At 71.7% G+C, this 23,625-nt stretch carries 23 protein-coding genes; 4 read left to right on the forward strand and 19 right to left on the reverse strand.

The features are described from left to right. Nucleotides 1-125 precede the first annotated feature (125 nt). The 6 genes from DA085_RS11700 to DA085_RS11725 all read right to left on the reverse strand — a co-directional run bounded on the left by DA085_RS11700 (nucleotide 126) and on the right by DA085_RS11725 (nucleotide 6,406). Nucleotides 126-722: a DoxX family protein gene (locus DA085_RS11700; RefSeq protein WP_109473161.1), complete on the reverse strand. Its 597-nt coding sequence runs from the start codon at nucleotides 720-722 to the stop codon at nucleotides 126-128. 313 nt (nucleotides 723-1,035) lie between these two features. Then, entirely contained in the window at nucleotides 1,036-2,613 is a 1,578-nt protein-coding gene (gene guaA / locus DA085_RS11705) for a glutamine-hydrolyzing GMP synthase (RefSeq protein WP_109473162.1), read from the reverse strand. A gap of 76 nt (nucleotides 2,614-2,689) precedes the next feature. Next, complete coding sequence (locus DA085_RS11710; protein ID WP_109473163.1) at nucleotides 2,690-3,025, reverse strand: DUF3817 domain-containing protein; 336 nt, start codon at nucleotides 3,023-3,025, stop codon at nucleotides 2,690-2,692. Next, nucleotides 3,018-3,809 carry an SURF1 family protein gene (locus tag DA085_RS11715; protein WP_109473164.1) on the reverse strand — a complete coding sequence of 264 codons (792 nt, stop codon included), beginning with the start codon at nucleotides 3,807-3,809 and terminating at the stop codon, nucleotides 3,018-3,020. The genes DA085_RS11710 and DA085_RS11715 overlap by 8 nt, the downstream gene beginning before the upstream one ends. A 42-nt stretch (nucleotides 3,810-3,851) precedes the next feature. After that, nucleotides 3,852-5,171: a YncE family protein gene (locus DA085_RS11720; protein WP_109473165.1), complete on the reverse strand. Its 1,320-nt coding sequence runs from the start codon at nucleotides 5,169-5,171 to the stop codon at nucleotides 3,852-3,854. Between the two features lie 113 nt (nucleotides 5,172-5,284). Next, nucleotides 5,285-6,406, reverse strand: coding sequence for a GuaB3 family IMP dehydrogenase-related protein (locus DA085_RS11725; protein WP_109473166.1), 1,122 nt, complete (start codon nucleotides 6,404-6,406; stop codon nucleotides 5,285-5,287). A gap of 104 nt (nucleotides 6,407-6,510) precedes the next feature. Here DA085_RS11725 and DA085_RS11730 point away from each other — a divergent pair, with 104 nt between their 5' ends. Then, nucleotides 6,511-7,314, forward strand: a complete 804-nt coding sequence (locus tag DA085_RS11730; RefSeq protein ID WP_109473167.1) for a dioxygenase family protein — start codon at nucleotides 6,511-6,513, stop codon at nucleotides 7,312-7,314. Between the two features lie 83 nt (nucleotides 7,315-7,397). Here the strand turns inward: DA085_RS11730 and guaB are convergent, their stop codons facing one another. Then, nucleotides 7,398-8,915, reverse strand: coding sequence for an IMP dehydrogenase (gene guaB, locus DA085_RS11735; RefSeq protein ID WP_109473168.1), 1,518 nt, complete (start codon nucleotides 8,913-8,915; stop codon nucleotides 7,398-7,400). Between the two features lie 272 nt (nucleotides 8,916-9,187). Between guaB and DA085_RS11740 the strand changes: the two genes are divergently transcribed. Next, nucleotides 9,188-9,529 carry a WhiB family transcriptional regulator gene (locus DA085_RS11740; protein WP_109473284.1) on the forward strand — a complete coding sequence of 114 codons (342 nt, stop codon included), beginning with the start codon at nucleotides 9,188-9,190 and terminating at the stop codon, nucleotides 9,527-9,529. Nucleotides 9,530-9,598: 69 nt separating this feature from the next. Here DA085_RS11740 and groL read toward each other — a convergent pair whose 3' ends face one another. The 3 genes from groL to DA085_RS11755 form a co-directional block, all read right to left on the reverse strand. Further along, nucleotides 9,599-11,203, reverse strand: a complete 1,605-nt coding sequence (gene groL, locus DA085_RS11745) for a chaperonin GroEL (RefSeq protein WP_109473169.1) — start codon at nucleotides 11,201-11,203, stop codon at nucleotides 9,599-9,601. 88 nt (nucleotides 11,204-11,291) lie between these two features. Continuing rightward, the gene (gene groES, locus DA085_RS11750) at nucleotides 11,292-11,594 is read right to left on the reverse strand and encodes a co-chaperone GroES (protein ID WP_109473170.1); all 303 of its coding nucleotides are present in this window, start codon (nucleotides 11,592-11,594) and stop codon (nucleotides 11,292-11,294) included. Between the two features lie 167 nt (nucleotides 11,595-11,761). Then, the gene (locus DA085_RS11755) at nucleotides 11,762-13,009 is read right to left on the reverse strand and encodes a phospholipase D-like domain-containing protein (protein ID WP_202619204.1); all 1,248 of its coding nucleotides are present in this window, start codon (nucleotides 13,007-13,009) and stop codon (nucleotides 11,762-11,764) included. A gap of 95 nt (nucleotides 13,010-13,104) precedes the next feature. Between DA085_RS11755 and DA085_RS11760 the strand changes: the two genes are divergently transcribed. Beyond that, the gene (locus tag DA085_RS11760; RefSeq protein ID WP_109473171.1) at nucleotides 13,105-14,358 is read left to right on the forward strand and encodes a class I SAM-dependent methyltransferase; all 1,254 of its coding nucleotides are present in this window, start codon (nucleotides 13,105-13,107) and stop codon (nucleotides 14,356-14,358) included. Here the strand turns inward: DA085_RS11760 and DA085_RS22020 are convergent. From DA085_RS22020 to DA085_RS11795, 7 genes are read right to left on the reverse strand one after another with little or no spacing between them, the layout of a single operon-like run. After that, complete coding sequence (locus tag DA085_RS22020; protein WP_419866508.1) at nucleotides 14,269-14,982, reverse strand: DUF6891 domain-containing protein; 714 nt, start codon at nucleotides 14,980-14,982, stop codon at nucleotides 14,269-14,271. The genes DA085_RS11760 and DA085_RS22020 overlap by 90 nt on opposite strands. Beyond that, the gene (locus DA085_RS11770) at nucleotides 14,973-16,871 is read right to left on the reverse strand and encodes a glycoside hydrolase family 3 protein (protein WP_109473173.1); all 1,899 of its coding nucleotides are present in this window, start codon (nucleotides 16,869-16,871) and stop codon (nucleotides 14,973-14,975) included. The genes DA085_RS22020 and DA085_RS11770 overlap by 10 nt, the downstream gene beginning before the upstream one ends. Continuing rightward, a complete protein-coding gene (tsaD, locus tag DA085_RS11775; protein WP_109473174.1) occupies nucleotides 16,868-17,929 on the reverse strand; it encodes a tRNA (adenosine(37)-N6)-threonylcarbamoyltransferase complex transferase subunit TsaD in 1,062 nt (353 codons plus the stop codon). The genes DA085_RS11770 and tsaD overlap by 4 nt, the downstream gene beginning before the upstream one ends. Next, nucleotides 17,922-18,377: a ribosomal protein S18-alanine N-acetyltransferase gene (rimI, locus tag DA085_RS11780; protein ID WP_237565461.1), complete on the reverse strand. Its 456-nt coding sequence runs from the start codon at nucleotides 18,375-18,377 to the stop codon at nucleotides 17,922-17,924. Before rimI ends, tsaD begins: the two co-directional genes overlap by 8 nt. Then, entirely contained in the window at nucleotides 18,374-19,069 is a 696-nt protein-coding gene (gene tsaB / locus DA085_RS11785; RefSeq protein WP_202619205.1) for a tRNA (adenosine(37)-N6)-threonylcarbamoyltransferase complex dimerization subunit type 1 TsaB, read from the reverse strand. The genes rimI and tsaB overlap by 4 nt, the downstream gene beginning before the upstream one ends. A gap of 46 nt (nucleotides 19,070-19,115) precedes the next feature. Further along, complete coding sequence (locus DA085_RS11790; RefSeq protein WP_109473175.1) at nucleotides 19,116-20,441, reverse strand: HD-GYP domain-containing protein; 1,326 nt, start codon at nucleotides 20,439-20,441, stop codon at nucleotides 19,116-19,118. Then, nucleotides 20,438-21,832 carry an HD-GYP domain-containing protein gene (locus DA085_RS11795; RefSeq protein WP_161958489.1) on the reverse strand — a complete coding sequence of 465 codons (1,395 nt, stop codon included), beginning with the start codon at nucleotides 21,830-21,832 and terminating at the stop codon, nucleotides 20,438-20,440. The genes DA085_RS11790 and DA085_RS11795 overlap by 4 nt, the downstream gene beginning before the upstream one ends. Nucleotides 21,833-22,358: 526 nt before the next feature. Between DA085_RS11795 and DA085_RS22025 the strand changes: the two genes are divergently transcribed. Then, nucleotides 22,359-22,433, forward strand: coding sequence for a 50S ribosomal protein bL37 (locus DA085_RS22025; RefSeq protein ID WP_419866509.1), 75 nt, complete (start codon nucleotides 22,359-22,361; stop codon nucleotides 22,431-22,433). A gap of 129 nt (nucleotides 22,434-22,562) precedes the next feature. Here DA085_RS22025 and rsrA read toward each other — a convergent pair whose 3' ends face one another. Both rsrA and DA085_RS11805 read right to left on the reverse strand, forming a co-directional pair. After that, nucleotides 22,563-22,850 carry a mycothiol system anti-sigma-R factor gene (gene rsrA / locus DA085_RS11800; RefSeq protein WP_109473177.1) on the reverse strand — a complete coding sequence of 96 codons (288 nt, stop codon included), beginning with the start codon at nucleotides 22,848-22,850 and terminating at the stop codon, nucleotides 22,563-22,565. After that, on the reverse strand, nucleotides 22,847-23,491 hold the full coding sequence (locus DA085_RS11805) for a sigma-70 family RNA polymerase sigma factor (protein WP_109473178.1): 645 nt from the start codon (nucleotides 23,489-23,491) through the stop codon (nucleotides 22,847-22,849). Before DA085_RS11805 ends, rsrA begins: the two co-directional genes overlap by 4 nt. Between the last annotated feature and the right edge of the window lie 134 nt (nucleotides 23,492-23,625).

Consider the following 23,625-nt stretch of genomic DNA (forward strand, 5'->3'; position numbering starts at 1 on the left):
CAACTCTAATCGCGCTCCCGGCACGGCACCGCCCGCCACACCCAGCACCACCGCGGGGAGACGTCCAGGCAGAGAGCTGCCCGCCACACCCCGACGGGGGTATGACGGGCAGTTCCGTCCGCGGGTCAGCGCAGCCAGCCGTTGCCGACCTTGCCTCCCCACCAGCGGCCCAGACCCCAGGTGTCGCCGGCGAGGGTGTAGGCAGCCACCAGCAGGACCGCCGCCTCGATCCAGTGCGCGTCGGTCACCGGGTTCGTGAAACCCGCGCCCGCCTGGCCGATCGGCAGGGCGGCGAGGTACATGAGTGCCATGAGGAGGGTGCCGCCCCAGGCGGCGATCTTCAGGCCGGCCCCGGTCAGCATGGCCAGGCCGATGCCGAACAGCCCGACCATGAACAGGACGTCGGCGACCGGCCCGAAGCTCTCGGCCACCCAGACGAAGACCTCTTTGAACGGGCCCGAGGTCGCGTGGACCAGGTAGCCCTGTGCGGGAGCTCCACCGTTGACGACGGCCGCCTCCGCGGCGGTGCCGTAGCCCAGGCCGAACAGCTTGTCGACGAAGGGCCACATGAAGGTCCAGCCGATGAGGATCCGCAGGAACGCCAGCAGCCTGCGCGCGACGCCCGAACGGACGATGTCGGCCTGGTGGACGACGCCGTCGGCGCGCGCCGCGCGCCCTACAGCAGCGTCGTCCTGGGCGGGGAGGTGGACTGTGACGCTCATGACGATCCCTTTCGGTCTGTGCGGTGGAGGTCGTTCTCGACTTCCACTATTGAGTGTAGTACTACAGATCGTCGCAAGTGCGCCAGAAGTGGCCGTGAGCGGTGTCTGCTACCTCACACGTGTCGCCGCCTGAGCTCGTAGCGCCTGGAGTGCGTGTCGAGTCACCCCTTCGTGAGGGAGGTCCGACATGACGACGATCGTCGACGACTACCGGCTGCTCATGGCCGACGTGTACGAGGTCGCTGGCCTGTCCCGGCGGACGGCGGAGGCCCTGGCGAGCGCGGCCGGTCAGGCGCTGGGCCGGCTGCAGGCCTCACTCCCACTCGATGGTGCCCGGCGGCTTGCTCGTCACGTCGAGCGCCACGCGGTTGATCTCCTCGACCTCGTTGGTGATCCGGTTGGAGATCCGGGCCAGCACGTCGTAGGGCACGCGGCTCCAGTCGGCCGTCATGGCGTCCTCGCTGGAGACCGGTCGCAGCACGACCGGGTGGCCGTAGGTACGGCCGTCACCCTGCACACCCACCGAGCGCACGTCCGCCAGCAGCACGACGGGGCACTGCCAGATGTCGCGGTCCAGACCGGCCCGGGTCAGCTCCTCGCGCGCGATCGCGTCCGCACGGCGCAGGATCGCCAGCCGCTCGGCGTCCACCGCCCCGATGATCCGGATGCCGAGCCCCGGCCCGGGGAAGGGCTGGCGCCAGACGATCTGCTCCGGCACGCCGAGCTCGAGGCCGACCTGGCGGACCTCGTCCTTGAACAGCGTGCGCAGCGGCTCGATCAGGGTGAACTGCAGGTCGTCGGGGAGGCCGCCGACGTTGTGGTGGCTCTTGATGTTGGCGGCGCCACTGCCGCCACCGGACTCCACCACGTCGGGATAGAGCGTGCCCTGCACCAGGAACTTCACCGGGTGCCCCTCGGCGTCGGCGGTGCCGGCCACGTCCCGGGCAGCCTGCTCGAAGACGCGGATGAACTCCCGACCGATGATCTTGCGCTTGGTCTCCGGGTCGGTGACCCCCGCGAGCGCATCGAGGAAGCGCTGCTGCGCGTCGACGACGACGAGCTCGACCCCGGTCGCGGCCACGAAGTCCTGCTCGACCTGCTCGGCCTCCCCCTCGCGCAGCAGCCCGTGGTCCACGAACACACAGGTCAGCTGGTCACCGACGGCGCGCTGCACCAGCGCGGCGGCCACCGAGGAGTCAACGCCGCCCGAGAGCCCGCAGATGACGCTGGCGTCACCCACCTCCTCGCGGATCCGGGAGACCAGGTCCTCGACGACGTTCTCGCTCGTCCAGGTCGGCTCGAGCCCGGCGCCGCGCAGCAGGAAGTTCTCCAGGACGCGCTGCCCGAAGCTGGAGTGCAGCACCTCCGGGTGCCACTGCACCCCGTAGCGTCGCGCCTCGTCGTCCTCGAACGCGGCCACGGCGGCACCGGGCGTGGTCGCCGTGACGCGCGTGCCCTCGGGCGCCTGCGCGACGGAGTCGCCGTGGCTCATCCACACCGGCTGCTCGTCCGGCTGCCCGTCGAAGAGGGTGCTGGCGGTGTCGGAGATCCGAGCCCGGGTCTCTCCGTACTCACGCAGGCCCGTCTTCTCGACCGAGCCGCCCAGGGCGGTCGCCATCGCCTGGAAGCCGTAGCAGATGCCGAGCACGGGCACCCCCGCGGTCAGCAGGGCCGGGTCCAGGGACGGTGCCCCCTCCGCATACACCGACGAGGGCCCACCCGAGAGGATCAGGGCCGCCGGGTTCTTGGCGAGCACCTCCTCCGCGGGCATGTCGTGCGGCACGATCTCGCTGTAGACGGAGGCCTCACGGACCCGTCGCGCGATCAGCTGGGCGTACTGCGCGCCGAAGTCCACGACGAGGACGGGGCGCTGCTGGAGAGCATCGGTCACCGGGACAGGTTAGCCGGGTCGGGCCCTGCGGACCGACTCGGTCGGGGCCGGTATGCCGAGGGGCCGGGTCGTGCGGTCAGGCCGGCACCCCGGTGGCCGCCGACTCCCTGGCCTCGATCTGCGCCCTGGCGGTCCGGGTGACCCGGTGCTCGACCCAGAAGGAGAGGAAGGGCACGCAGCCGGCCAGCATGACCAGGACCATGGGGCCGATCTCCCAGCGGAGGGCGAAGCCGAGCAGGGCCACGGCGACCAGGTAGACCATGTACAGGAAGCCGTGCGGCATCGCCCACCAGTCGAGTGCGTGGTTCTGGAACCCGTAGCGGAGCACCATGTGCACGGTGAGGACGAGGAGCGCGACACCGACGACGAACGCCATCACCTGGAAGAACGTCAGCTTGGCGCGGTCAGACATGGTGGGGCTCGATCCTCTCGTCGGCGGGTGCGGTGGTGCTGCTCACTGTAGGCGGACTCCCTGAGCGCTCCCGCGCGGCGTCGTGCAGCAGCTTGAGGTACATGAACACCGCGAACGCGGCGAAGACCCACCACTGCAGCGCGTAGCCCAGGTTGCGCCAGTCGACCTCGCCCGCGGTGAGCTGCGGCGGCGGCACGGGCGCCACCGTGTCGGCGGTCAGCCGTGGCTCCTCGGCCGTGCTGAACAGGAACCCGTTGTAGAGGTCCTCCGGCCACTCGTTGGCCAGCACCGACAGGTCGATGGTCCCGCGCTGCCCCTCGGGCAGGACGGCCTCCCCGAAGTAGGGCGACTCCCCCGGCGCCAGCTCGCCGCGGACCGTGACGGGCTCGGCCGGCGGGACCCCGGCCTCCCCCGGGTCGTCGACGAAGCCGCGCAGGACCGGGATGACGGCCTGCCCCTCGTCGACCAGCAGCGGGGTCACGACCCAGTACCCCGGCCGTCCCTCGAGCACCCGGTCGGGCACCAGGAACTGGCGTGCCCCGTCATACTGCCCGCGGGTGACGACCGGGTGACCGGCACCGTCCGCCGGGAAGGGGGCGTGCGGGGCCAGGACCTCGGTGAGCGGCTTCTCCACGAGCGCGTCGCGCTGCTCCTGGAGCTTCTCGACGGCGTCGTGCTGCGCGACCGACAGCTGCCACAGACCGAGCCACACGAAGGAGAGGCAGACCGCGGCGACGACTCCGAGGAGCGTCAGCCAGCGGGGGGTGAACAGGGTGCGCAGCACCCTCCCAGGGTAGGCGACCTTCCTGGCAGGGCCGGCCGGTGCTCAGGCGTCGGGGTCGGTCTCGAGCGTGTCGTCGAAGACGTAGATGGAGCCGCCGTAGCAGGCCACCCAGACCGTGTGCGTGATCGGCTCGTAGGTGATACCGATCGGGTTGGCGTCGGTCGGCTCCTTCTGCAGGACCTCCATGTCGTCGGTGCTGATCTTGGCGACGGAGGGCTCGTAGTAGTTCACGACGTACAGGGCGGTCCCGTCCGAGGACAGGATCATCGAGCGCGGCTCCCGGCCCGAGACGACCTGGTCCACGATCTCCTCGGTCTCGGTGTCGATCTTGTAGATGGTGTCGGCCCCGCTGACCGCCATGTAGAGGTACTTCCCGTCCGCGGAGAGGTTGAGGTGGCGCGGCTTGCGGCCGGTCTCCATCATCACCTCGGACTCGCCGGTCACCAGGTCCACCTTGAAGAGCTTGTCGGCATACATCGCGGCCACGTAGGCGGTGCGGTTGTCCGGCAGTACCTCGATCCCCCGGGGGGCCGCCGCGATCGGGATGGTCTTCTCCTCCCGCGCAGTCTCGACATCGACCACGGAGAGGGTAGAGTCGCACCAGTTCGAGACCAGGACCTTGGTCTGGTCGGGCGTGATGTCGACGTACTTGGGCACGGCACCGACCTTGATCGCCTGGTCCCACTCCATGGCCTCGGCGTCGAAGCGGTAGAGCAGCGAGGGACCGACCCCGTCGGCCGGCGTGCAGTCGTCGAAACCGTCCTTGCCGAAGCCCTCGCCGTACATCGTGTACTGCGAGACGTAGGCGTACCTGCCGTCGGCGGTCCACGCGGCCTCCACCGGCGACCCCGACGCGCTCCCCGGGTGCCCCTCGATCCCGAACTCCTCCGGGACGATCTCGTCGGACAGGGTGGCGACGAGCTCGCGGGACTCCGCGTCGTAGACCGTGGAGGTGTGCCGGTACATCATGTTGTTGGCGATGACCAGGCCCGCGCCGGAGGCCACGACGGACTTGGGCGTGATCTCCCCCGTCAGGTAGTCGACCCGCTCCATGAACGACTCGTCGGAGGGGATGGGCGGCGGACCGGCCACGGGGGCGTCGCCGGTCGGCGAGCCGGTGCTCTCGGATCCATCGGCACCCCCGCCGACCGCACTGTCGAAGCCGTCCTTCGCGGTGCCCTCCGTGGGTTGCGGGGACGTGTCCGCGGGGGCCGGGGCGGCGGCCTCCGGCCCGGTGTCCTGCGGGCCGTCGTCTCCGCCCGCGGTGAGGCAGGCGGTCAGCGAACCGGCCAGGACCAGCGCTGCCACCCCGCCGACGAGGGCACGGCGCCGCCGGTAGGTGGGTTCACGGCGAACTCGCATGGTCTGCTCCTCGGGCGCGGGGCGGCCGGTGGCTGCACCGTGCCGGCCCCTGGTCACGAACAGCACCAAGGGTAAGGGCAGGAACGGCCCGCGCCCTGCAGGCGCTCCCCGCCTCAGCGAGGTTGGTAGGGAGCGACGACGACCTCGACGCGCTGGAACTCCTTGACGTCGGTGTAGCCCGTCGTGGCCATGGCCCGGCGCAGAGCACCCATCAGGTTGGTCGTGCCGGAGGCGTCCCGGCCGGGGCCGTTGAGGATCTCCTCCAGGGAGCCGGCGGTGCCCACGCGGACCCGCTCGCCGCGCGGCAGGAACGGGTGGTGGGCCTCCGAGCCCCAGTGGTAGCCGCGCCCCGGAGCCTCCTCGGCACGGGCGAGCGCGGCACCGATCATCACCGCGTCGGCGCCGCAGGCGACCGCCTTGACGATGTCGCCGGACTGGCCCATCCCGCCGTCGGCGATGACGTGGACGTAGCGCCCGCCGGACTCGTCCAGGTAGTCGCGACGCGCGGCGGCGACGTCGGCGATCGCCGTGGCCATCGGCGCGTGGATGCCCAGCGTGGTGCGCGTCGTGTGCGTCGCTCCCCCACCGAAGCCGACCAGGACTCCCGCAGCGCCGGTGCGCATCAGGTGCAGCGCCGCCGTGTAGGTCCCGGCGCCCCCGACGACGACCGGCACGTCGAGCTCGTAGATGAAGCGCTTGAGGTTGAGCGGCTCGGCGCTGCTGGAGACGTGCTCCGCCGAGACCGTGGTGCCCCGGATGACGAACAGGTCGACGCCGGCGTCCACGACGGTGCGCCAGAACTGCTGGGTCCGCTGCGGGGACAGGGACCCGGCGACGGTGACGCCCGCCTCCCTGATCTCCCTGAGCCGCTGGGTGATCAGGTCGGGACGGATCGGCGCGGCGTACAGCTCGCGCAGCCGCGCGGTGCTCGCTGCGGCCTCCAGCCCGGCGATCTCCTCCAGGTAGGCGCTCGGGTCGTCGTAGCGGGTCCACAGCCCCTCCAGGTCGAGCACCCCCAGCCCGCCGAGCCGTCCCATCATGATCGCCGTCTGCGGCGAGACGACGGAGTCCATCGGCGCCGCGATGACCGGCAGCTCGAAGTGGTAGGCGTCGATCTGCCAGCTGATCGACACGTCCTCCGGGTCGCGGGTGCGCCGGGACGGCACCACCGCGATGTCCTCGAAGGAATAGGCGCGCCTACCGCGCTTGCCACGGCCGATCTCGATCTCGCTCACCGGCTCAGGCTACAAGCAGGCCGCCGGGATGCTGGGACGGCCACCACACGGCATACTGGAAGTTGAAAAATTGACCGACTGGACCGGCCCCCTGGAGGCACACCGTGGAGCACGCCGACCGCACCCCGACCACCGAGCGGCAGCCGGTGCTCTACCTGAGCCACGGGGCCCCGCCGCTGGCCGACGACCAGACCTGGACCGGGCAGCTGCACGCCTGGTCCGACCGGCTCCCCCGCCCCACGAACATCCTGATGGTCTCGGCGCACTGGGAGAGCGCGCCGCTGACGGTCAGCGCCAGCCGGCAGCAGGTGCCGTTGGTCTACGACTTCTGGGGCTTCCCGCAGAAGTACTTCGAGGTGGAGTACGCCGCGCCGACCGCTCCCGAGCTGGCCGACGAGGTGACGGCGATCATCGGCGACTCCGTCCACCGGGACGAGGGCCGCGGCCTGGACCACGGGGCCTACGTGCCGCTGGTGGAGATGTTCCCCGACGCCGACGTCCCGGTGCTGCAGATGTCGATGCCGACCCTGGACCCGCGCGAGCTCTTCGAGATCGGGCGCCGGCTGGCGCCGCTGCGGGACCAGGGCACGCTGATCGTCGGCTCCGGCTTCACCACGCACAACCTCAAGTGGTTCAACCCGCGCAACCCGGCCGACGCGCCCGCCCCACAGGTCTCGCAGGAGTTCGACCACTGGGCCGCCGAGGCGCTGGCACGGCAGGACGTGGACGCCGTCCTGGACTTCGAGAACCAGGCACCGGGCGCGCTGGAGGCGCACCCCCGGACCGAGCACTGGGCCCCGCTCTACGTGACGCTCGGGGTCGCCGAGGCCAGCGGCGGGCTCGACAACGAGGTCGCCGTCGACGGCTTCTGGTACGGCCTGTCCAAGCGGTCCTGGCAGTTCGGCTGAGCGGGGAACGTGCGCTCGTGAGTGGAAGCTAGCCCCCTCGGGGGGCGTTCACTCCACTCACGAGCGGGACACCCCCCTGCTGATCAGCCGCCGACACTGTAGTTCGGCGCCTCCACGGTCATCTGGATGTCGTGCGGGTGCGACTCCTGCAGGCTGGCCTGCGTGATGCGCACGAACTGCCCGCGCTCCTGCAGCTCGGGCACGGTGCGCGCACCGACGTAGAACATCGCCTGGCGGAGTCCACCGGACATCTGGTGGACCACGTTGGCGAGCGCACCCTTGTAGGCGACACGCCCCTCGACGCCCTCCGGCACGATCTGGTCGTCGCTGCTCACCTCGGCCTGGAAGTAGCGGTCCTTGGAGTAGGACGTCCTGCCGCGCGAGCTCATCGCGCCGAGCGAGCCCATGCCGCGGTAGGACTTGTACTGCTTGCCGTTGACGAAGATCAGCTCGCCCGGGCACTCCTCGCACCCGGCCAGCATCGAGCCCATCATCACCGACTCGGCACCGGCCACGAGCGCCTTGGCGATGTCCCCGGAGTACTTCATCCCACCGTCGGCGATCACCGGCACACCGGCGTCACGGGCTGCCTGGGCCGCCTCGTAGACCGCCGTCAGCTGAGGGGCCCCGATGCCCGTCACGACACGGGTGGTGCAGATCGCGCCCGGACCCACACCGACCTTGACCGCGTCGGCGCCCGCGTCCACGAACGCCCGCGCCCCCGCGCCGGTCGCCACGTTGCCGCCGACCACCTGGACGTGCCGGGTCGCCGGGTCGGTCTTGAGCCGCTTGACCATGTCGATGAGCATCCGCACGTGCCCGTGCGCCGTGTCGGCGACCAGCACGTCGACACCGGCCTCGATGAGGGTGGTCGCCCGCTCCCAGGCGTCGCCGTAGTAGCCGATGGCCGCGCCCACGAGGAGCCGCCCCTCGGAGTCCTTGCTGGCGTGCGGGAACTGCTCGGACTTGACGAAGTCCTTCACGGTGATCAGACCGGCCAGGCGGCCCTCCGCGTCCACGAGGGGCAGCCGCTCGCGCTTGTGGGCCCGCAGGATGGCAGCGGCATCCTCCCGACTGACGTCCTCCGGCGCCGTCACCAGCGGCGTCGGGGTCATCACGTCGCGGACGAGCGTGTGCTCCCACTCCGCCACCGGGGTGAAGCGCAGGTCACGGTTGGTGCAGATGCCCAGCAGGTGACCCTCGGCGTCGACGACCGGAAGGCCGGACACGCGGTACTGCCCGCAGATGGTGTCGAGCTCCTCGAGCGTGGCCTCCGCACCGATGGTCACCGGGTTGCTGATCCGGCCGGTCTGGGTCCGCTTGACCAGGTCCACCTGATAGGCCTGGTCCTCGATCGAGAGGTTGCGGTGCAGGATGCCGATGCCCCCCTGACGGGCCATCGCGATGGCCATCCGCCCCTCGGTGACCGTGTCCATCGCGGCCGAGACGAGCGGGAGGCGCAGGCTGATCTCGCGGGTCAGCCGGCTCGTGGTGTCGATCTGCTCGGGCACCAGGTCGGTCTCGCCCGGCAGCAGCAGGACGTCGTCGTAGGTCAGGCCCAGGGCACGGAACGGATCGGGGACGGCAGGTGCCACAGTCATACGGCCCATCCTAGAGTCGTGCGGGCCGACGAACCGCGCCCACCTCGGCGGCGGTGACGGCTCTCACACCGAACCAGGGTCTTGGCGGGCGGCCTGCGCCGTGAGACGCTGCGAGAGCGGATGATCCGGCAGCTCGGATTACCACTGGGCCGTGTGACTGTGGTTACAGTGACTCGACCGAACGAACCACATATCGCCCGGCCACAACCGGACGGTAGCTCAGGATCACGGACGCACACACGGTGTGCCTGAAGGACGAGAGGTGGGCGCAGGTGAGTGACACGACTGCCGGACCAAGTCCGGTTGCAGAGCAGTGGGAGTGGCAGTTTGACGGGCTGTGCCGGACGGTCAGTCCAGAACTCTTCTTTCACCCGGAGGGCGAGCGCGGCTCGGCCCGAAGGCGGCGCGACGAGCGCGCCAAGCGTCTCTGCCTCCAGTGCCCCGTACTGGAGGCGTGCCGGACGCACGCGCTGCGCGCACGTGAGCCCTACGGTGTGTGGGGCGCGATGACCGAGGAGGAGCGCGCCGCGATCCTCGCCGAGGCCGACATCACTCCCGAGACACCCACCACGGACCCCGTACCGACGGACGAGCCCGGTCGCAACACGGCGTGACGCCGAGCCGGACCGGGCTCATCACCGGGCGGTGCCCGGTCGGGTCAGCCCCGACCGGGCACCAGCTGGTCAGTGGCTGTGGCCGTGACCGGCGTTGTCCTTCTCCTCCGGCTTGTCGGCGACCAGCGTGTCGGTCGTCAGCACCATCGAGGCGATGGAGGCGGCGTTGCGCAGCGCGGAACGAGTCACCTTCACCGGGTCGATGACGCCCGCGGCCAGCAGGTCGCCGTACTCACCGGTCGCCGCGTTGAGGCCCTGGCCGACCTCGAGCTCGGAGACCTTGGCGGTCGCCACGTAGCCCTGCAGGCCGGCGTTCTCGGCGATCCAGCGCAGCGGCTCCTGCACGGCCTTGCGCACGATCGTGGCGCCGACCGCCTCGTCGCCCTCGAGCGAGAGCTCATCCAGCACCTTGGAGGCGTGGATCAGGGCCGAGCCACCGCCGGCGACGATGCCCTCCTCGATGGCCGCACGGGTCGCGGAGACCGCGTCCTCGATGCGGTGCTTCTTCTCCTTGAGCTCCACCTCGGTGTGCGCGCCCACCTGGATCACACAGACGCCACCGGAGAGCTTGGCGAGCCGCTCCTGCAGCTTCTCGCGGTCCCAGTCGGAGTCGGTGTTGGCGATCTCCGCGGTGATCTGGTCCACGCGGGCCTGCACCTCGTCGGCCGCACCCTCGCCGTCCACGATGACCGTGGAGTCCTTGGTGGAGACGATGCGGCGGGCCCGGCCGAGCACCTCGAGGCCGACCTGGTCGAGCTTGAGCCCGACCTCCTCGGCAACGACCTGCCCTCCGGTGAGGACCGCCATGTCCTGCAGCATCGCCTTGCGGCGGTCGCCGAACCCGGGGGCCTTGACCGCCACGGCGTTGAACGTGCCACGCATCTTGTTCACGACGAGGGTCGAGAGGGCCTCGCCCTCGACGTCCTCGGCCACGATGAACAGCGGCTTGCTCTCACCGATGACCTTCTCCAGCAGCGGCAGCAGCTCGGAGACCGAGGAGATCTTGCCCTGGTGGAACAGGATGTAGGCGTCCTCGAGGACGGCCTCCATGCGCTCGGCGTCGGTGACGAAGTAGGGCGAGAGGTAGCCCTTGTCGAACTGCATGCCCTCGGTGAAGTCGAGGGACATCGCGGTGGTCGAGGCCTCCTCGACGGTGATCACACCGTCCTTGCCGACCTTGTCGAACGCCTCGGCGATGAGCTCACCGATGGTGGTGTCCTGGGCCGACAGGCTCGCGACCTGGGCGATCTCGTCGCGACCCTCGACCTCGCGGGCGGTCTCGAGGAGACGGTCCGAGATGGCCGTGACGGCCTTGTCGATGCCGCGCTTGAGGCCGGCCGGTCCGGCGCCCGCGGCGACGTTGCGCAGGCCCTGGTGGACCATCGCCTGGGCGAGCACGGTCGCGGTGGTGGTGCCGTCACCAGCGACGTCGTTGGTCTTGGTGGCGACCTCCTTGGCGAGCTGGGCACCCATGTTCTCGTAGGGGTCCTCCAGCTCGACCTCACGCGCGATGGTGACACCGTCGTTGGTGATGGTCGGGGCGCCCCACTTCTTGTCCAGGACGACGTTGCGACCCTTGGGGCCCAGGGTCACCTTGACGGCGTTGGCGAGGGCGTCGACGCCCCGCTCCAGCGCCTTGCGGGCGTTGTCGTTGAATTCCAGCTGTTTGGCCATCAGGGCCGGTCCTTCCGTAGCGGTGGGTCACTGCACGACACCCCGGCGACCCCTGCTCGTGCAAGGGGCCCCGGGGCGTCGGCGGAGGTCAGTTGCTGGCGACGACGGCCAGCACGTCACGCGCGGAGAGGATGAGGTACTCCTCGCCTCCGTGCTTGATCTCGGTGCCGCCGTACTTGCTGTAGATGACGCGGTCGCCGACGGCGATGTCGAGCGGGATGCGCTCGCCGCCGTTCTCGTTGAACCGGCCCGGGCCGACCGCCAGGACCTCGCCCTCCTGGGGCTTCTCCTTGGCGGTGTCCGGGATGACCAGGCCGGAGGCGGTGGTCTGCTCGGCCTCGACGGCCTTGATAACGATCCGGTCTTCGAGCGGCTTGATGGAAACCGACACGGTGGGACCTTCCCTTCGCGAGTTCGACTAGTCAGTGTCTGCGTCCGGTCCGGGCCGCCGTCGCGGGGATCGGCTCGTTCCGGGCATTGGCACTTGCAGGTGCAGAGTGCTAACCCTGAATCTATGCATCGTTTAGCACTCGGTCAAGCCGAGTGCCAGATTTTCGCTCAGAGGAGAGGGTGCAACGGCTCCAGGATCCACTCCGCGGCCCGCGAGAGCAGCCCCCGCTGCTCCCACTCCTCCAGGGTGAGCTCGCGGGAGTTGGCGAGGTCGCGGCGGAAGATCTCCTCCATCTGGGCGGCCTGCCCCCGGTCGTGGATCTCCAGGTTGACCTCGTAGTTGCCGATCAGGGACAGCCGGTCGATGTTGGCCGTGCCGACCGTGGTCCAGGTGCCGTCGACGGTCGCGGTCTTCGCGTGCACCATCACGTCCTGGTAGAGGAAGATGCGCACCCCGCCGCGCAGCAGGGTGCTGTAGTGCGACCGGGCGACCCAGTCGGCGACGACGTGGTTGGACGCCTCCGGCATCAGCACCCGGATGTCCACGCCCCGCCTCGAGGCACTCAGCAGGCCGGTCAGGATCTCCCGGTCCGGGATGAAGTAGCCCTGGGTGATCCAGACCCGGTGCACGGCCCGGTCGATCGCCTCCAGGTAGATGTTGCGCACGGGGAAGACCAGCCGGCTCGGCTCGTTGCGCGCAGCCATGATCCGCGAGTTCCACACCTCGGTGCCCGAGTCGGGCAGCTCGGGGTGGCTGCGTTTGCGGTGCCTGTTCCAGAAGTCCACGAACGTGTTCTGGAGCTCCCAGACCGCGGGGCCCCTGACCCGCATGTGCGTGTCCCGCCACCGGTCGGCATACAACGAGCCGATGTTGTAGCCGCCGACGAAGCCGACCCGGCCGTCGACGACCAGCACCTTGCGGTGGTCCCGCCCGGTGCGCCGCACGTTGATCAGGAAGCCCGCCCGGATCGTCGGGAACTTCAGGAGGTGCACCGAGGCGGGGAACCGCTTGAACTCGGTCGGCACCACCAGGTTGGCGAACCCGTCGAAGACGACACAGACCCGCACGCCGCGCTCCGCGGCCCGGATGACCGCGTCCTTGAACTCCTGTCCGGTCTCGTCGGCCTTCCAGATGTAGGTGACCAGGTAGACGAAGTCGGTGGCGTCGTCGATCGCCTGCAGCATGTCCCGGTAGAGGTGCTCACCGTAGGTGTAGGTGCGCAGCTCGTTGCCGTCGACCTCGGCCGGGAGCGGCTCGTGCGGTGGCACGGAGTGCTCGTCGGGGGTGCGGTCCTTGCGCATCTTGTCCGCGACGGTGAGCGCCATGGCCAGGCCCACGGGCGTCGCGACGCTGGCCACCCCCGCCCCCAGCAGCAGCCGGCGGGTGCTGCGCTGCAGTTGGCTCCATCGGCTCATGGGCTGAACCTAGCCGGTCCGGCCCACTGTTCCTACCAGGTATCCGCCACCCGGCGGTGGCGAGCGCGCTCGCCGGCATCGGGGAGGATGGACGGATGGACCCGCAGACCGCCGCAGCCCTGAGCGAGCCGTCGGCGTGGGCACTGCTCCAGTCCCTGCCGGAGTATGACGAGGGGTCGGCCCTCGTGCTCGGCACCCGGTTGCGCGCGGACGGGCACGACCCGACACTCGTCGCGGCCCTGCTCACCCAGTCCCGGCTGCGGGCCCGGGGGCGGGTGAAGTTCGGGGACCGCGTGGACCGCATGCTGCTCACCCCCGACGGGGTCGAGCAGGCCACGCGCTGGCAGCTCGCGCAGCGACATGCCGCACGCTTCGCGGCGGCGGGCGTGGAGACCGTGTGGGACCTCGGCTGCGGGCTGGGCGGTGACGCGCTGGCCCTGAGCGCGGCGGGCCTCGCGGTCGAGGCCGTGGATGCCGACCCGGGCACCGCCGCCCTGGCCGCGGTCAACCTGCGCGACGCTGCAGCGACGCGGGTCAGGTGCGCCCGGCTCGAGGACCTGGACCTGCGGGCGGAGGCGGGCGCGCCCGGCACCCGAACCGCGGCCTGGCTGGACCCGGCGCGACGGACCCCCGGGCAGACCGACCACCGCGGGCGGACCAGACGCACGTTCTCCCTCGACTCCCTCTCCCCGACCTGGGAGCAGGTGCAGGGGGTCGCCGCGGAGCTGGGCACGGTGGGCGCCAAGCTCTCCCCGGGGTTCCCGCACGACGCCGTCCCGGCCGGTGCCGAGGCGCAGTGGTCCTCCTTCGGCGGCGAAGCGCTGGAGTGCGTCGTCTGGTGGGGCGACCTCACCCGGCACCCCGGCCGGACCGCCCAGGTGCACACCGGCCCGGCGGACAGCGGGCAGTGGCTCGAGGTCCGCGACGAGGACGGTGACGACTGGGCCGGTCCCGTCCCCACCGCCACCTCCCCCGACGAGCTGGGCGAGTGGCTCTACGAGCCCGACCGGGCGGTCCTGCAGGCCGGACTCACCGGCGTCCTCACCCGGCTGGTCGGCGGGACCGAGACGGCGCAGGGGGCGGGCTACGTGACCGGACCGCGGGAGATCGAGGTGCCGTGGGCGCGCCGGTTCCGGGTGCTCTCGGTGCACCCCCTGTCGACCAAGCCGCTGCGCCGCTGGGCACGGGAGGCCGACGTCGGGCGGCTCACCATCAAGAAGCGGGGCGTCCCGATCGACCCGGACCGGCTCCGCCGCGACCTACGGCTGACCGGGACCCGGGAGGCGGTGGTTGTGCTCACCCCGCTCGCCGGGCGTCCGGTCCTGCTGGAGGTCGAACCCGCCGGGTGACAGGGGCCCTGGCTTCGCGAGCCAGTGCAGCCGCTCGATCATGATCGCGCTGCCGCCCCTGCCGTTCCAGGTGACCGTCACGCCCTCGGCCTCCAGCCCGGCGACGACCTGTCGCCCCACGGCCTCGTCCTCGGCGTACCTGCCGGCGGCCGAGGCCGACGCGTGGCGCGAGGCGGCGAACCGGAGGAACAGGGTGCCTGGGCCGTCGGTCAGGCGGCCCGCGTCCTGGGCGTGGAAGAACACGTAGCCGTGGGCTCCGGCGGCGGCCCGGGCTCCGTGGCCAGCTCGTGCCCCTCGGGCTTGTCGTGGGCGAGGTTCTCCAGCGCCAGCACACCGGCCCCGGTCAGAACGGCGAGGGCACCGCGCACGGTCCAGCGGGAACCCCTCGGACGCGATGTCGGTGGCCAGCCCGTCGTGCCACTCGAACGGGTCGGTCGTCGTGAGGAAGGCGACCTGCGCACTCCGCCGCAGGGATGTCTCGGCGTGGGCGAGCTCTGCCGGGTCGAGGGCGCCCTCGGACGTCTCGGGGCCGGTCGGTGTGGAGCGGCCACCCGGACGTGCCGCGACCGGGACGTCGAGCGTCCGAACAGGCGTCGGACCCCCATCGGGCCAACCTAGCCGCAGCCGGAGCCGACGGGGTGGTCACCGACCGCGGTCGGGAGCACACCAGGAGCCTCCACCTCGCCCAGGAGCACCCGGACGAGTGCCTCCATCGTGGCCGGGTCGCGGCCGTAGGCGGCGACGAGCGCGGTGGTGGCCGTGCTGTCGGCCAGGGCGTAGGGCTGATCGGTCGCGACCACGACGTCGCCGCTGCCGGTGCCGGGACCTCCGGGTCCGCCCCCCGCCTGGTAGCTGGTGCCGCCCACCAGCACCACCGAGTCCCCGCCGCCCGTGCCCAGCCCGGCGGCCTGGGCGGCCGCGGACAGGTTGGCCCGGTCGCTCTCGGTGCCGCCCTCGATCGTGATCGAGTCACCGACCAGACGCTCGCCGCAGGTCCCGGACAGCTGGGTGATCCCGGCGGTGGCCGCGCGCACCGAGAGGTCTCGCCGCGAGCCGATCACCGAGAGGTCGGGGGCCGGGACCTGCTGCTGGTGGCGCAGCAGGGCGACCGTCCGGGCCGCGGACTCCTCGAGGTCCTCACGCTGCAGCGTGCCGTCCTCCAGCGCGAAGACGATCGCGTCGATGCTCGCCACCGGGTCAGGGGGCATGAGCAGCACGTCCGCGCCGGCGCGCAGGGCCTCCACCGCCGGGTGTCCACCCGACTGCGTGATGGCGCCCATGTTGAGCGCGTCCGTGACCACCAGGCCGGTGAAGCCCAGGTCCTCCCGGAGCAGACCGGTCAGCACCTCGTGGGACACCGTCGCGGGCCGCTCCGGGTCGAGGGCCTCCACCACGATGTGGCCCGGCATGATGGCTGGTCCCCCGGCGTCGACGACCGCACGGAACGGCACGAGGTCGCGCTCACCGAGGACGGCCAGGTCCGCGGTCTGGCGGGCCGCGCCGAGGTGGCTGTCGGCCGGGATCGTGCCGTGGCCGGGGAAGTGCTTGGCGACCGGCAGGATGCCGGCACCCGAGAACCCGCGGACCTGGGCCACCGCGGTCTCCGCCACGACCGCGGGGTCACTGCCGGGCGAGCGCGCCCCGATGGTCGGGTCCTCCGGGCCCATCGTGACGTCGGCGACGGGTGCGAAGACGACGGTGTAGCCGAGGGCCCGCAGCTGCTCCCCGGAGGCCCGGGCCACCTCCTCCGCCAGCCCGGCGTCGCGCGCGGCACCCAGCGCCATCCCGGCCGGCCAGTGGTCCAGCGGCGCCCCCACCCGCGTGATGGGGCCGCCCTCCTGGTCGATCCCGAGGAAGGCGGGCCAGTCCCGGCCGTCCGCGGCGACGGCCTCCTGCACGGCGGCGGTCAGCGCGATCAGGTCGGGCACCCGCTCGTCCACCGGCACGGGGACGTTGGCCCCCAACGTGATCACCCCGGCCAGGTGGTGGTCGCTGACGAGCTGGGCCGCTGACCCCGGGTCGGTGCCGGCGTAGGCAGCCACGACCAGCTGACCGGCGAGCTGCCGGTCCGGGAGGGCAGCCACGTCCTCGCGTGCCGCGGCGAGCTCCTCCTCACCGGGCAACCCGATCCCGTCCTCACCGGACGGCGGGGCCGCGGGCTGGTCAGGGGTGGGCGCCTGCGGACCGGTCGTGCTCGTCGTGGCGTCGCCGCTGGTCGGTGCACCATCCCCCGTGGTCGGCCCACCGTCGCCCGTGGTGGGCGCACCGCCGTCGCCAGGCGGTGCCTGGTCCGAGCTGGTCGGCACAGGACCGGTCTGAGCCGTCTGCCCGTCGCTGCCGGAGCCGCTGCACGCCCCCAGCAGCAGCGTCGCGGCCGTGGCCGCCGCGAGCAGGTGGGCGGCGCCGACGGCCCTGACCTGCGCCAGTCCGCGCCGCGAGCCGCTGCGGCCCGGCGTGCCTGCCCGCCCGGGCCCTCCCCGGCCCGGGAGCGGAGGACGCGGGCGCGGTCTCACGCGCCGACCTGGGCCAGGGGCCGGATCTGTCCCACCGGCTGGGAGGAGTCGGCCGGGATGTCCAGGGGTGACGGCTCGTGCCCCTTGGCGATGAGCAGCGAGCCCAGGGCAGCGACCATCGCGCCGTTGTCCGTGCACAGGTCACGGCGGGGCACGCGCAACCGGATCCCGGCCTCGGCGCACCGCTCCTCCAGCAGCTCCCGCAGCCGGTTGTTCGCCGCCACGCCACCACCGAGCTGCAGGTCCATCACCCCGTGCTCGGTGCAGGCGAGCACGGCCTTGGCTGTGAGCACGTCCACGACCGCCTCCTGGAACGAGGCGGCGACGTCGGCGACCGGCACCGGCTCGCCCGCCCGCTCCCGCGCCTGGACCCACCGCACCACGGAGGACTTCAGCCCGCTGAACGAGAAGTCGTAGCGGTGCCGGTCCATGTCCTTGCGGGACGTGAGCCCGCGGGGGAACCGGATCGCGGTCGGGTCGCCGTCGCGGGCGGCGCGGTCGATGTGCGGTCCGCCGGGGTAGGGCAGCCCCAGCACCCGGGCCACCTTGTCGTAGGCCTCGCCCGCGGCGTCGTCGATCGTCTGCCCCAGCGAGCGGATGTCGCTGGTGATGTCGGGCACGTGCAGCAGGTTGGTGTGTCCGCCGGAGACGAGAAGGGCCATCATCGGCTCGGGCAGCGGGCCGTGGTCGAGGACGTCGACCGCGACGTGGGCGCCGAGGTGGTTCACGCCGTACAACGGCACGCCCAGACCCAGCGCCAGCGACTTGGCCGCGGCCACCCCCACCAGGAGTGCCCCGGCCAGGCCGGGGCCGGCCGTGACGGCGACCGCGTCCACCTGGTCCAGGGTCACCCCCGCCTCCGTGCACGCCCGCTGGATCGTCGGCACCATCGCCTCAAGGTGCGCGCGGCTGGCGACCTCCGGGACGACGCCCCCGAACCGGGCGTGCTGGTCCACGCTGCTCGCGACGGCGTTGGCCAGGAGGGTGGTCCCCCGGACCAGCCCGATCCCGGTCTCGTCGCAGCTGCTCTCGACTCCCAGCACCAGCGGCTCAGCCACGGGTCACCTCTTTCCGCATGATCAGCGCGTCGACGCCGCCCGGCTGGTAGTAGCCGCGCCGGCGGTGCAGCTCCGCGAACCCGTTGCGCGCGTACAGCGCGATCGCTGCCTCATTGTCCTCCCTGACCTCCAGCATCACCTGGGACGCACCGGCACCGGCCGCGCGTTGCAGCAGCCGGTCCAGCAGCACCTGGCCGTGGCCCTGCCCGCGCCGAGCCGGGTCGGTGGCGATGGTCATCACGTCGGCGGTCTCCCCCGCCAGGTCCAGCCCGGCATAGCCGACCAGCCCGTCGTCCTCGAGGACCACGTAGTCGCGTCGCGGCCGCGCGGCGAGCTCGGCCCAGAAACCTGCCGGTGACCACGGGTCCTGCGGGAAGCACCCGAGCTCGAGGCGGTGCACCTCCGGGAGGTCCTGCCACCGCATCGGCCGCAGCCGCGTCGTGCTCACGAGACCACCTTGACCGGTCCGGGCTCGACGGCGTCGGGACGACGCAGATAGAGCGGCTCGGGAGGCAGCAGTATGCCGTCCGCCGGGTCCTCCACGACCCGCTCCCCCGCGGTGAGGGCCCGGTGGGCGACGACCCCGAGCAGGCCGGGACTCACCTCCACGGGGGCGTCGGCAGCGGCTCGGGTGAGCACGTCGTAGAGCAGCGGACCGCGTCCCACGGCCGGCAGTGACCGGACCTCGTCCGGCAGGTCGGCCGCCCGGGCGACCCCCGGTCCACCGGTGCGGCGCACGGTCCCCTGCTCGACGGCATACCGTGCCCAGTAGACCTCCTTGCGGCGCGCGTCGGTCGCGACCAGGAACGCCCCGTCGGCCACCTGCGCCGCGTGCGCCTGCTCGGCCAGGGCGTCCAGGGAGCAGATGCCGTAGACCGGGAGACCGCGGACCTGCGCGAGGACCAACCCGGTGACGATGCCGACGCGCAGCCCGGTGTAGGGGCCGGGCCCGACGCCCACCACCACTGCGGTGAGGTCGGGGACCGTGGCTCCCGCGCGGGCGAGGGAGTCCTCCACGGCCGGCGCGAGCAGCTCCCCGTGGCGGCGCGAGTCCTGGTGGGTCACCTCGGCGAGGACGCGCCCTCCGTCGAGGACGGCGGCGCCGAGGGCGCCGGTGGCAGTGTCGAGGGCGAGCAGCACCGCACCAGGCTACGTGCTCCGGCTGGTGGGACCCGCACGCACGGACTCAGATGTCGAGCAGCGCCACGTCCGACGGGGTGACCCGACCCTCCCGCACGAGCACGCGGCACAGGGAGCGGACGACCGCGGGGTCGTACTCGTAGCCGAGGTTCAGGCGGATCCGCTCCAGTGCGTGCAGGGTGACCGGTGGCCGGGTCGAGCCGGCGGTCAGGTCGTCGAAGGCGTTGCTGACCTTCAGGATGCGGCACAGCTGGCTCACGTCCCGGGCGTCCCGGCCGTAGCGGTAGGGCGCTGCCTGCCCGGCGACGATCAGCGACAGCCGGCTCAGCTCGGCGGTGCGCGCCAGGATGGCGGCGCCGGTCTGGGCGATCCGCCGCTGGTCCAGCGGCGAGGTCGTGATCGTGGCACCACCCGGGATGGGGCGGCGCAGGGACACCTGGCCGAGGTCGTGCAGCAGGGAGGCGTACTCGAGGTCGACCAGGTCGCGCTCTGCCAGACCCAGCTCCCGGCCGATGGCGACGGACAGGTGTGAGACGCGGACCGCGTGCCCGGGCGGGGTGAAGCCACCCTGGTCGGTGAGCCGGGACAACGACCTGATCGTCTGGCGCTGGGCGTCGCGGACCATCGACTGACGGCTGACCGCCAGCTGCAGGAGCAGCAGGGGGGCCAGGAAGAGCGGGATCGCGATCGGGCCGAGGGCACTCACTGCCAGGGCGAGCACCACGGCGCTGAACGTCGTGGCCAGTGCCAGGGGACCCACGGCCCCCACCTCGTCGACGAGTGACTGCCACAGCAGCGCGTGGGTGCTCAGCGAGTGCCGCATGGCCATGAGCACCAGCTGCAGCCCCATCGCCACCGCCCCGACCGCCAGCATCGCCAGGGCCGTCAGCCAGATGATGTCCTTCCAGTCACTGACCCAGTCCGACAGGGGGCGGCCGGCCAGCGGGAGCTCGCCGTAGAGCAGCGCCGCCAGGGCCACCACGAGGATCCGCGAGGCCACCTGGGAGGGGACGAAGGCGCCGATCGAGAGCCACTGCCGCAGGGCGTGACCGAGCAGGGTCGCCACCCCGACCACCACGACGACCAGCCCTGCGGAGTAGCCCGCGGTCACGGCCACCGGCAGGGTCGTGGTCATCGGCATCGCCAGGGCCGCGGCGAGCGCGATCGGTGGGAAGTCGCGGGTGCCGAGCACGCTGACCCGCCACAGCTCACCCACCACGATGGTGACGGAGTAGACCAGGGCGGCCCCCCAGCCGATCGGCGAGACCTCACCCAGGTGCAGCGAGGCGTGCACGACCGAGCCGACCATCACCAGGGCGGCCAGCCAGAGGATGCCGTGGGCGCGGCGCACCAGGGCGCGCAGCCGCCTCACCGGGGCACCTCGCCCTCGGGTGACCAGTCGGCATACAGGTCGCTGACCAGGGGGTCGTCGTGGTCGTGTGCGTCGCCGACGGCGGTCCGGACGTCGTCCTCGATCACGGTGGGCCACCAGCGTCGGGTGGCCAGGGCCTCGGCCAGCGCCTCGACGACCGCGCCGTCCAGGTGCGTGCCGGACCGCCCCCGCAGCACCTCCAGGGCGCTGTCCTGGTCGAGCGCGGCGCGGTAGGAGCGGGTGGTGGTGAGGGAGTCGAACGCGTCGGCCACCGCGATGACCCGTGCGAACAGCGGGATGTCCGCACCGGACAGCCCGGCGGGATAACCGCGGCCGTCCAGGCGCTCGTGGTGGTGCAGGATGCCGGGCACCGCACCACCGAGGAAGTTCATGCCCTCCAGCATGCGGACGCCGGCCTCCGGGTGGGTGGTGATCGTCACGAGGTAGTCGACGTCGACCGGTCCGCTCGCCCGCGGGATGCGCGGCGCCGCCGCGATCAGCCCGATGTCGTGCAGCAGCGCCGCGTAGTGGAGGGCCTCCGCGTCGGCGGTGTCGATGCCGACCCTCGGAGCGATCCGCCCGCACAGCTCGGCCACCCGGGCGCTGTGCCCGACGGAGTAGGGGTTGGCCTCCTCCAGCGCCGCCACGATGGTCTTGACGGTGCGCAGGTGCGAGCGCCGCTCGACGGAGTCGCGGCCCAGCGTCCACTGGGCGATGAACATCGGCCCGAGGATGAGCACGGCGCTGAACGTGCCCACCCCCACCGGCGCCCACAGGACCACGAAGAGGAAGGCGATGAGCGCGTGCGTCAGGTAGCCGCCGCCGAGCCGCCGGAAGGTCCGCACCGCGACGTCCCAGACCTGCGAGCCGCTCACCACCCGGGCCATGCCGCCGATCAGCAGCGTGTTGAGCATGGTCATCACGACGTAGCCCAGGACCAGGGGGATGGCCACCCGCCAGAGCAGGCCGAGCGGTGTCAGCCCGCTCTCGCCCGGCACGAGGCCGCCGGCGGAGATGTAGACGAACCCGCCGACCCCGCCCATCAGCCCCGTCATCCCCGCGTTGAACAGCCGGGTCCGCAGCCGCTGGCTGCGCACGCTGCCGAGGTAGGAGAGGAAGCCGACGATCACGGCACCGGACGGACCGACCAGCGGGAGCGCGGCCGCGAGGATGACGGTGGCGACCGACACGCCGAGGTGTGGTCCGAGGTCACGCTCGCGCAGGGAGGAGCCGAGGATGCCGAGGACGGTCAGCACGGCGACCGCGTCACCGGCCGGGGGGCCGGTGAGCTGCCCGCCGGCGAGTCCCAGGGCGAGGGCCGCGAGGCAGACCGAGGTGACATAGACTCCGACCGGCAGGGAGGTCTTCTCCGCCGGGCGTGGTCGGTGCACACGACCGGGAGAGGACTGGACAGGCTGAAGCGGCGTCGACACCTGACTATTCTCAGGCATCGACGCCGCTCAGAAACTCACTCGGCCGCGAGGACCGGTCAGTCCTCCCAGCTCACGACGTCGATGTAGGCGAAGCCTCCACCAGCGCTGCCAGTCAGCAGGTTCATGATCGCTGCAATCATCAGTCTCAGTCCTTCCCGGGGCCGATACATTCTCGTGCGCGATACCCCTCCTGCGTGGGTGTTGCGCGCGTAGGAGCAAGCGTGTCACAACTTGTGAACTATTGACGAACCGAGGGGAAGAATGTAACCATTCTTTGCCGAATCTTTACTCACTGGGTGGTTCGCCTCACGCGCGGCCGCTCGATAGACGCCTGCCTGGGTTCCCGCGGTGCGTCCGCAGGTGACGCGGCGGGGACGATCGCGAGGATGTGCGAGAATGGGCGGCCGGACCGGTGGACGCGGATCAGTGTCTGGAGTCGTGAGACCGACCGGCCACCGCCGAGCCCCAACCGTGAGGAGATGCCATGAGCAAGCGAGGACGCAAGCGTCGCGACCGCAAGAAGAAGGCCGCCAACCACGGCCGCAAGCCCAACGCCTGAGCGCGTCGCAGCGACGCCGAGCACGGCGTCAGGCCGACACAGAAGGACCCCGTTGCCCTGGTGGGCACCGGGGTCCTTCTGGTGCTGGGTCCTTCTGGTGGTGCAGGGTGCGCTCGCCGGGCGTGCGCCTCAGCCGCGCTCGTCACTGGCCAGGTGGCTGGTGACCGTGATCGTGCTGATGCGGGCCATGATCTGGGTCCGCAGGGCTGCGGGTGCGGCCTCCGAGCTGCACGCGCGCTTGACCATCTCCTTCAGGAGCAGGTCGCGCTCGTACTCGCGCAGGCACGACCCGCAGGCGTCCAGGTGCTCGCGGATGCGCCTGCCGTCCTCCTCGGCCGCCTCGTGGTCGACGTACTCGAACAGGCGCAGCACCACCTGCGCACAGTCGGTCTCCGCCTCGTGTCCCGTCTCGCTCATGACGTCACCGTTGCCTCGTTGATGAAACCGCGCTCCAGCGCGTAGTCCGTGAGCAGGTCGCGCAGCTGACGCCGGCCGCGGTGCAACCGCGACATGACCGTGCCGATCGGGGTGTCCATGATCTCGGCGATCTCCTTGTAGGAGTAGCCCTCGACGTCGGCGAGGTAGACCGCCATCCGGAAGTCCTCGCCGATCGAGGCGAGCGCCCGCTTCACGTCGGAGTCGGGGAGATGGTCCAGCGCCTCGGTCTCGGCCGAGCGCAGTCCCCGGGAGGTGTGCTGCGCGGCGCGCGCCAGCTGGTAGTCCTCGACCTCGGCCGCGTCCGACTCCAGCGGCTGACGCTGCTTCTTGCGGTAGGTGTTGATGTAGGTGTTGGTGAGGATGCGGTACATCCACGCCTTGAGGTTGGTCCCCGGGCGGTACTGGTGGAAGGCCGCGAAGGCCTTGGCGTAGGTCTCCTGCACCAGGTCCTCGGCGTCCGTCGGGTTGCGGGTGGTGCGCAGGGCCGCGCTGTACATCTGGTCCAGCAGGGGCATCGCCTCCCGCTCGAACCGGGCGGCCCGCTCGGCGGGGTCCTCCGCCGCGACATCCACCTCGTGGTCCGGGTTGACCGGCTCCTCCGTCACGTCTTCGCTCGTCATCGGGGTCCACGATAGCCCGGACCCCTGTGACGACGCGCTCCCGCCGAACCTGACGGGACCGGGCACCCGCACACCGGCATCGGTGGCGGCCAGGCAAGCGACCGTCATACAACCTCCTAGGCTCTCGCACTCTC

Source organism: Ornithinimicrobium cavernae, assembly GCF_003121625.1.
GTDB classification, from domain to species: Bacteria; Actinomycetota; Actinomycetes; order Actinomycetales; family Dermatophilaceae; genus Ornithinicoccus; species Ornithinicoccus cavernae.

Bases quoted from the DNA above. Each gene is read 5' to 3' on its own strand.
- DA085_RS11700 (WP_109473161.1), bottom strand. From the start codon at position 722: ATGAGCGTCACAGTCCACCTCCCCGCCCAGGACGACGCTGCTGTAGGG.
- DA085_RS11710 (WP_109473163.1), bottom strand. From the start codon at position 3,025: ATGTCTGACCGCGCCAAGCTGACGTTCTTCCAGGTGATGGCGTTCGTC.
- DA085_RS11720 (WP_109473165.1), bottom strand. From the start codon at position 5,171: ATGCGAGTTCGCCGTGAACCCACCTACCGGCGGCGCCGTGCCCTCGTC.
- guaB (WP_109473168.1), bottom strand. From the start codon at position 8,915: ATGACTGTGGCACCTGCCGTCCCCGATCCGTTCCGTGCCCTGGGCCTG.
- groL (WP_109473169.1), bottom strand. From the start codon at position 11,203: ATGGCCAAACAGCTGGAATTCAACGACAACGCCCGCAAGGCGCTGGAG.
- DA085_RS11755 (WP_202619204.1), bottom strand. From the start codon at position 13,009: ATGAGCCGATGGAGCCAACTGCAGCGCAGCACCCGCCGGCTGCTGCTG.
- DA085_RS11760 (WP_109473171.1), top strand. From the start codon at position 13,105: ATGGACCCGCAGACCGCCGCAGCCCTGAGCGAGCCGTCGGCGTGGGCA.
- rsrA (WP_109473177.1), bottom strand. From the start codon at position 22,850: ATGAGCGAGACGGGACACGAGGCGGAGACCGACTGTGCGCAGGTGGTG.
- DA085_RS11805 (WP_109473178.1), bottom strand. From the start codon at position 23,491: ATGACGAGCGAAGACGTGACGGAGGAGCCGGTCAACCCGGACCACGAG.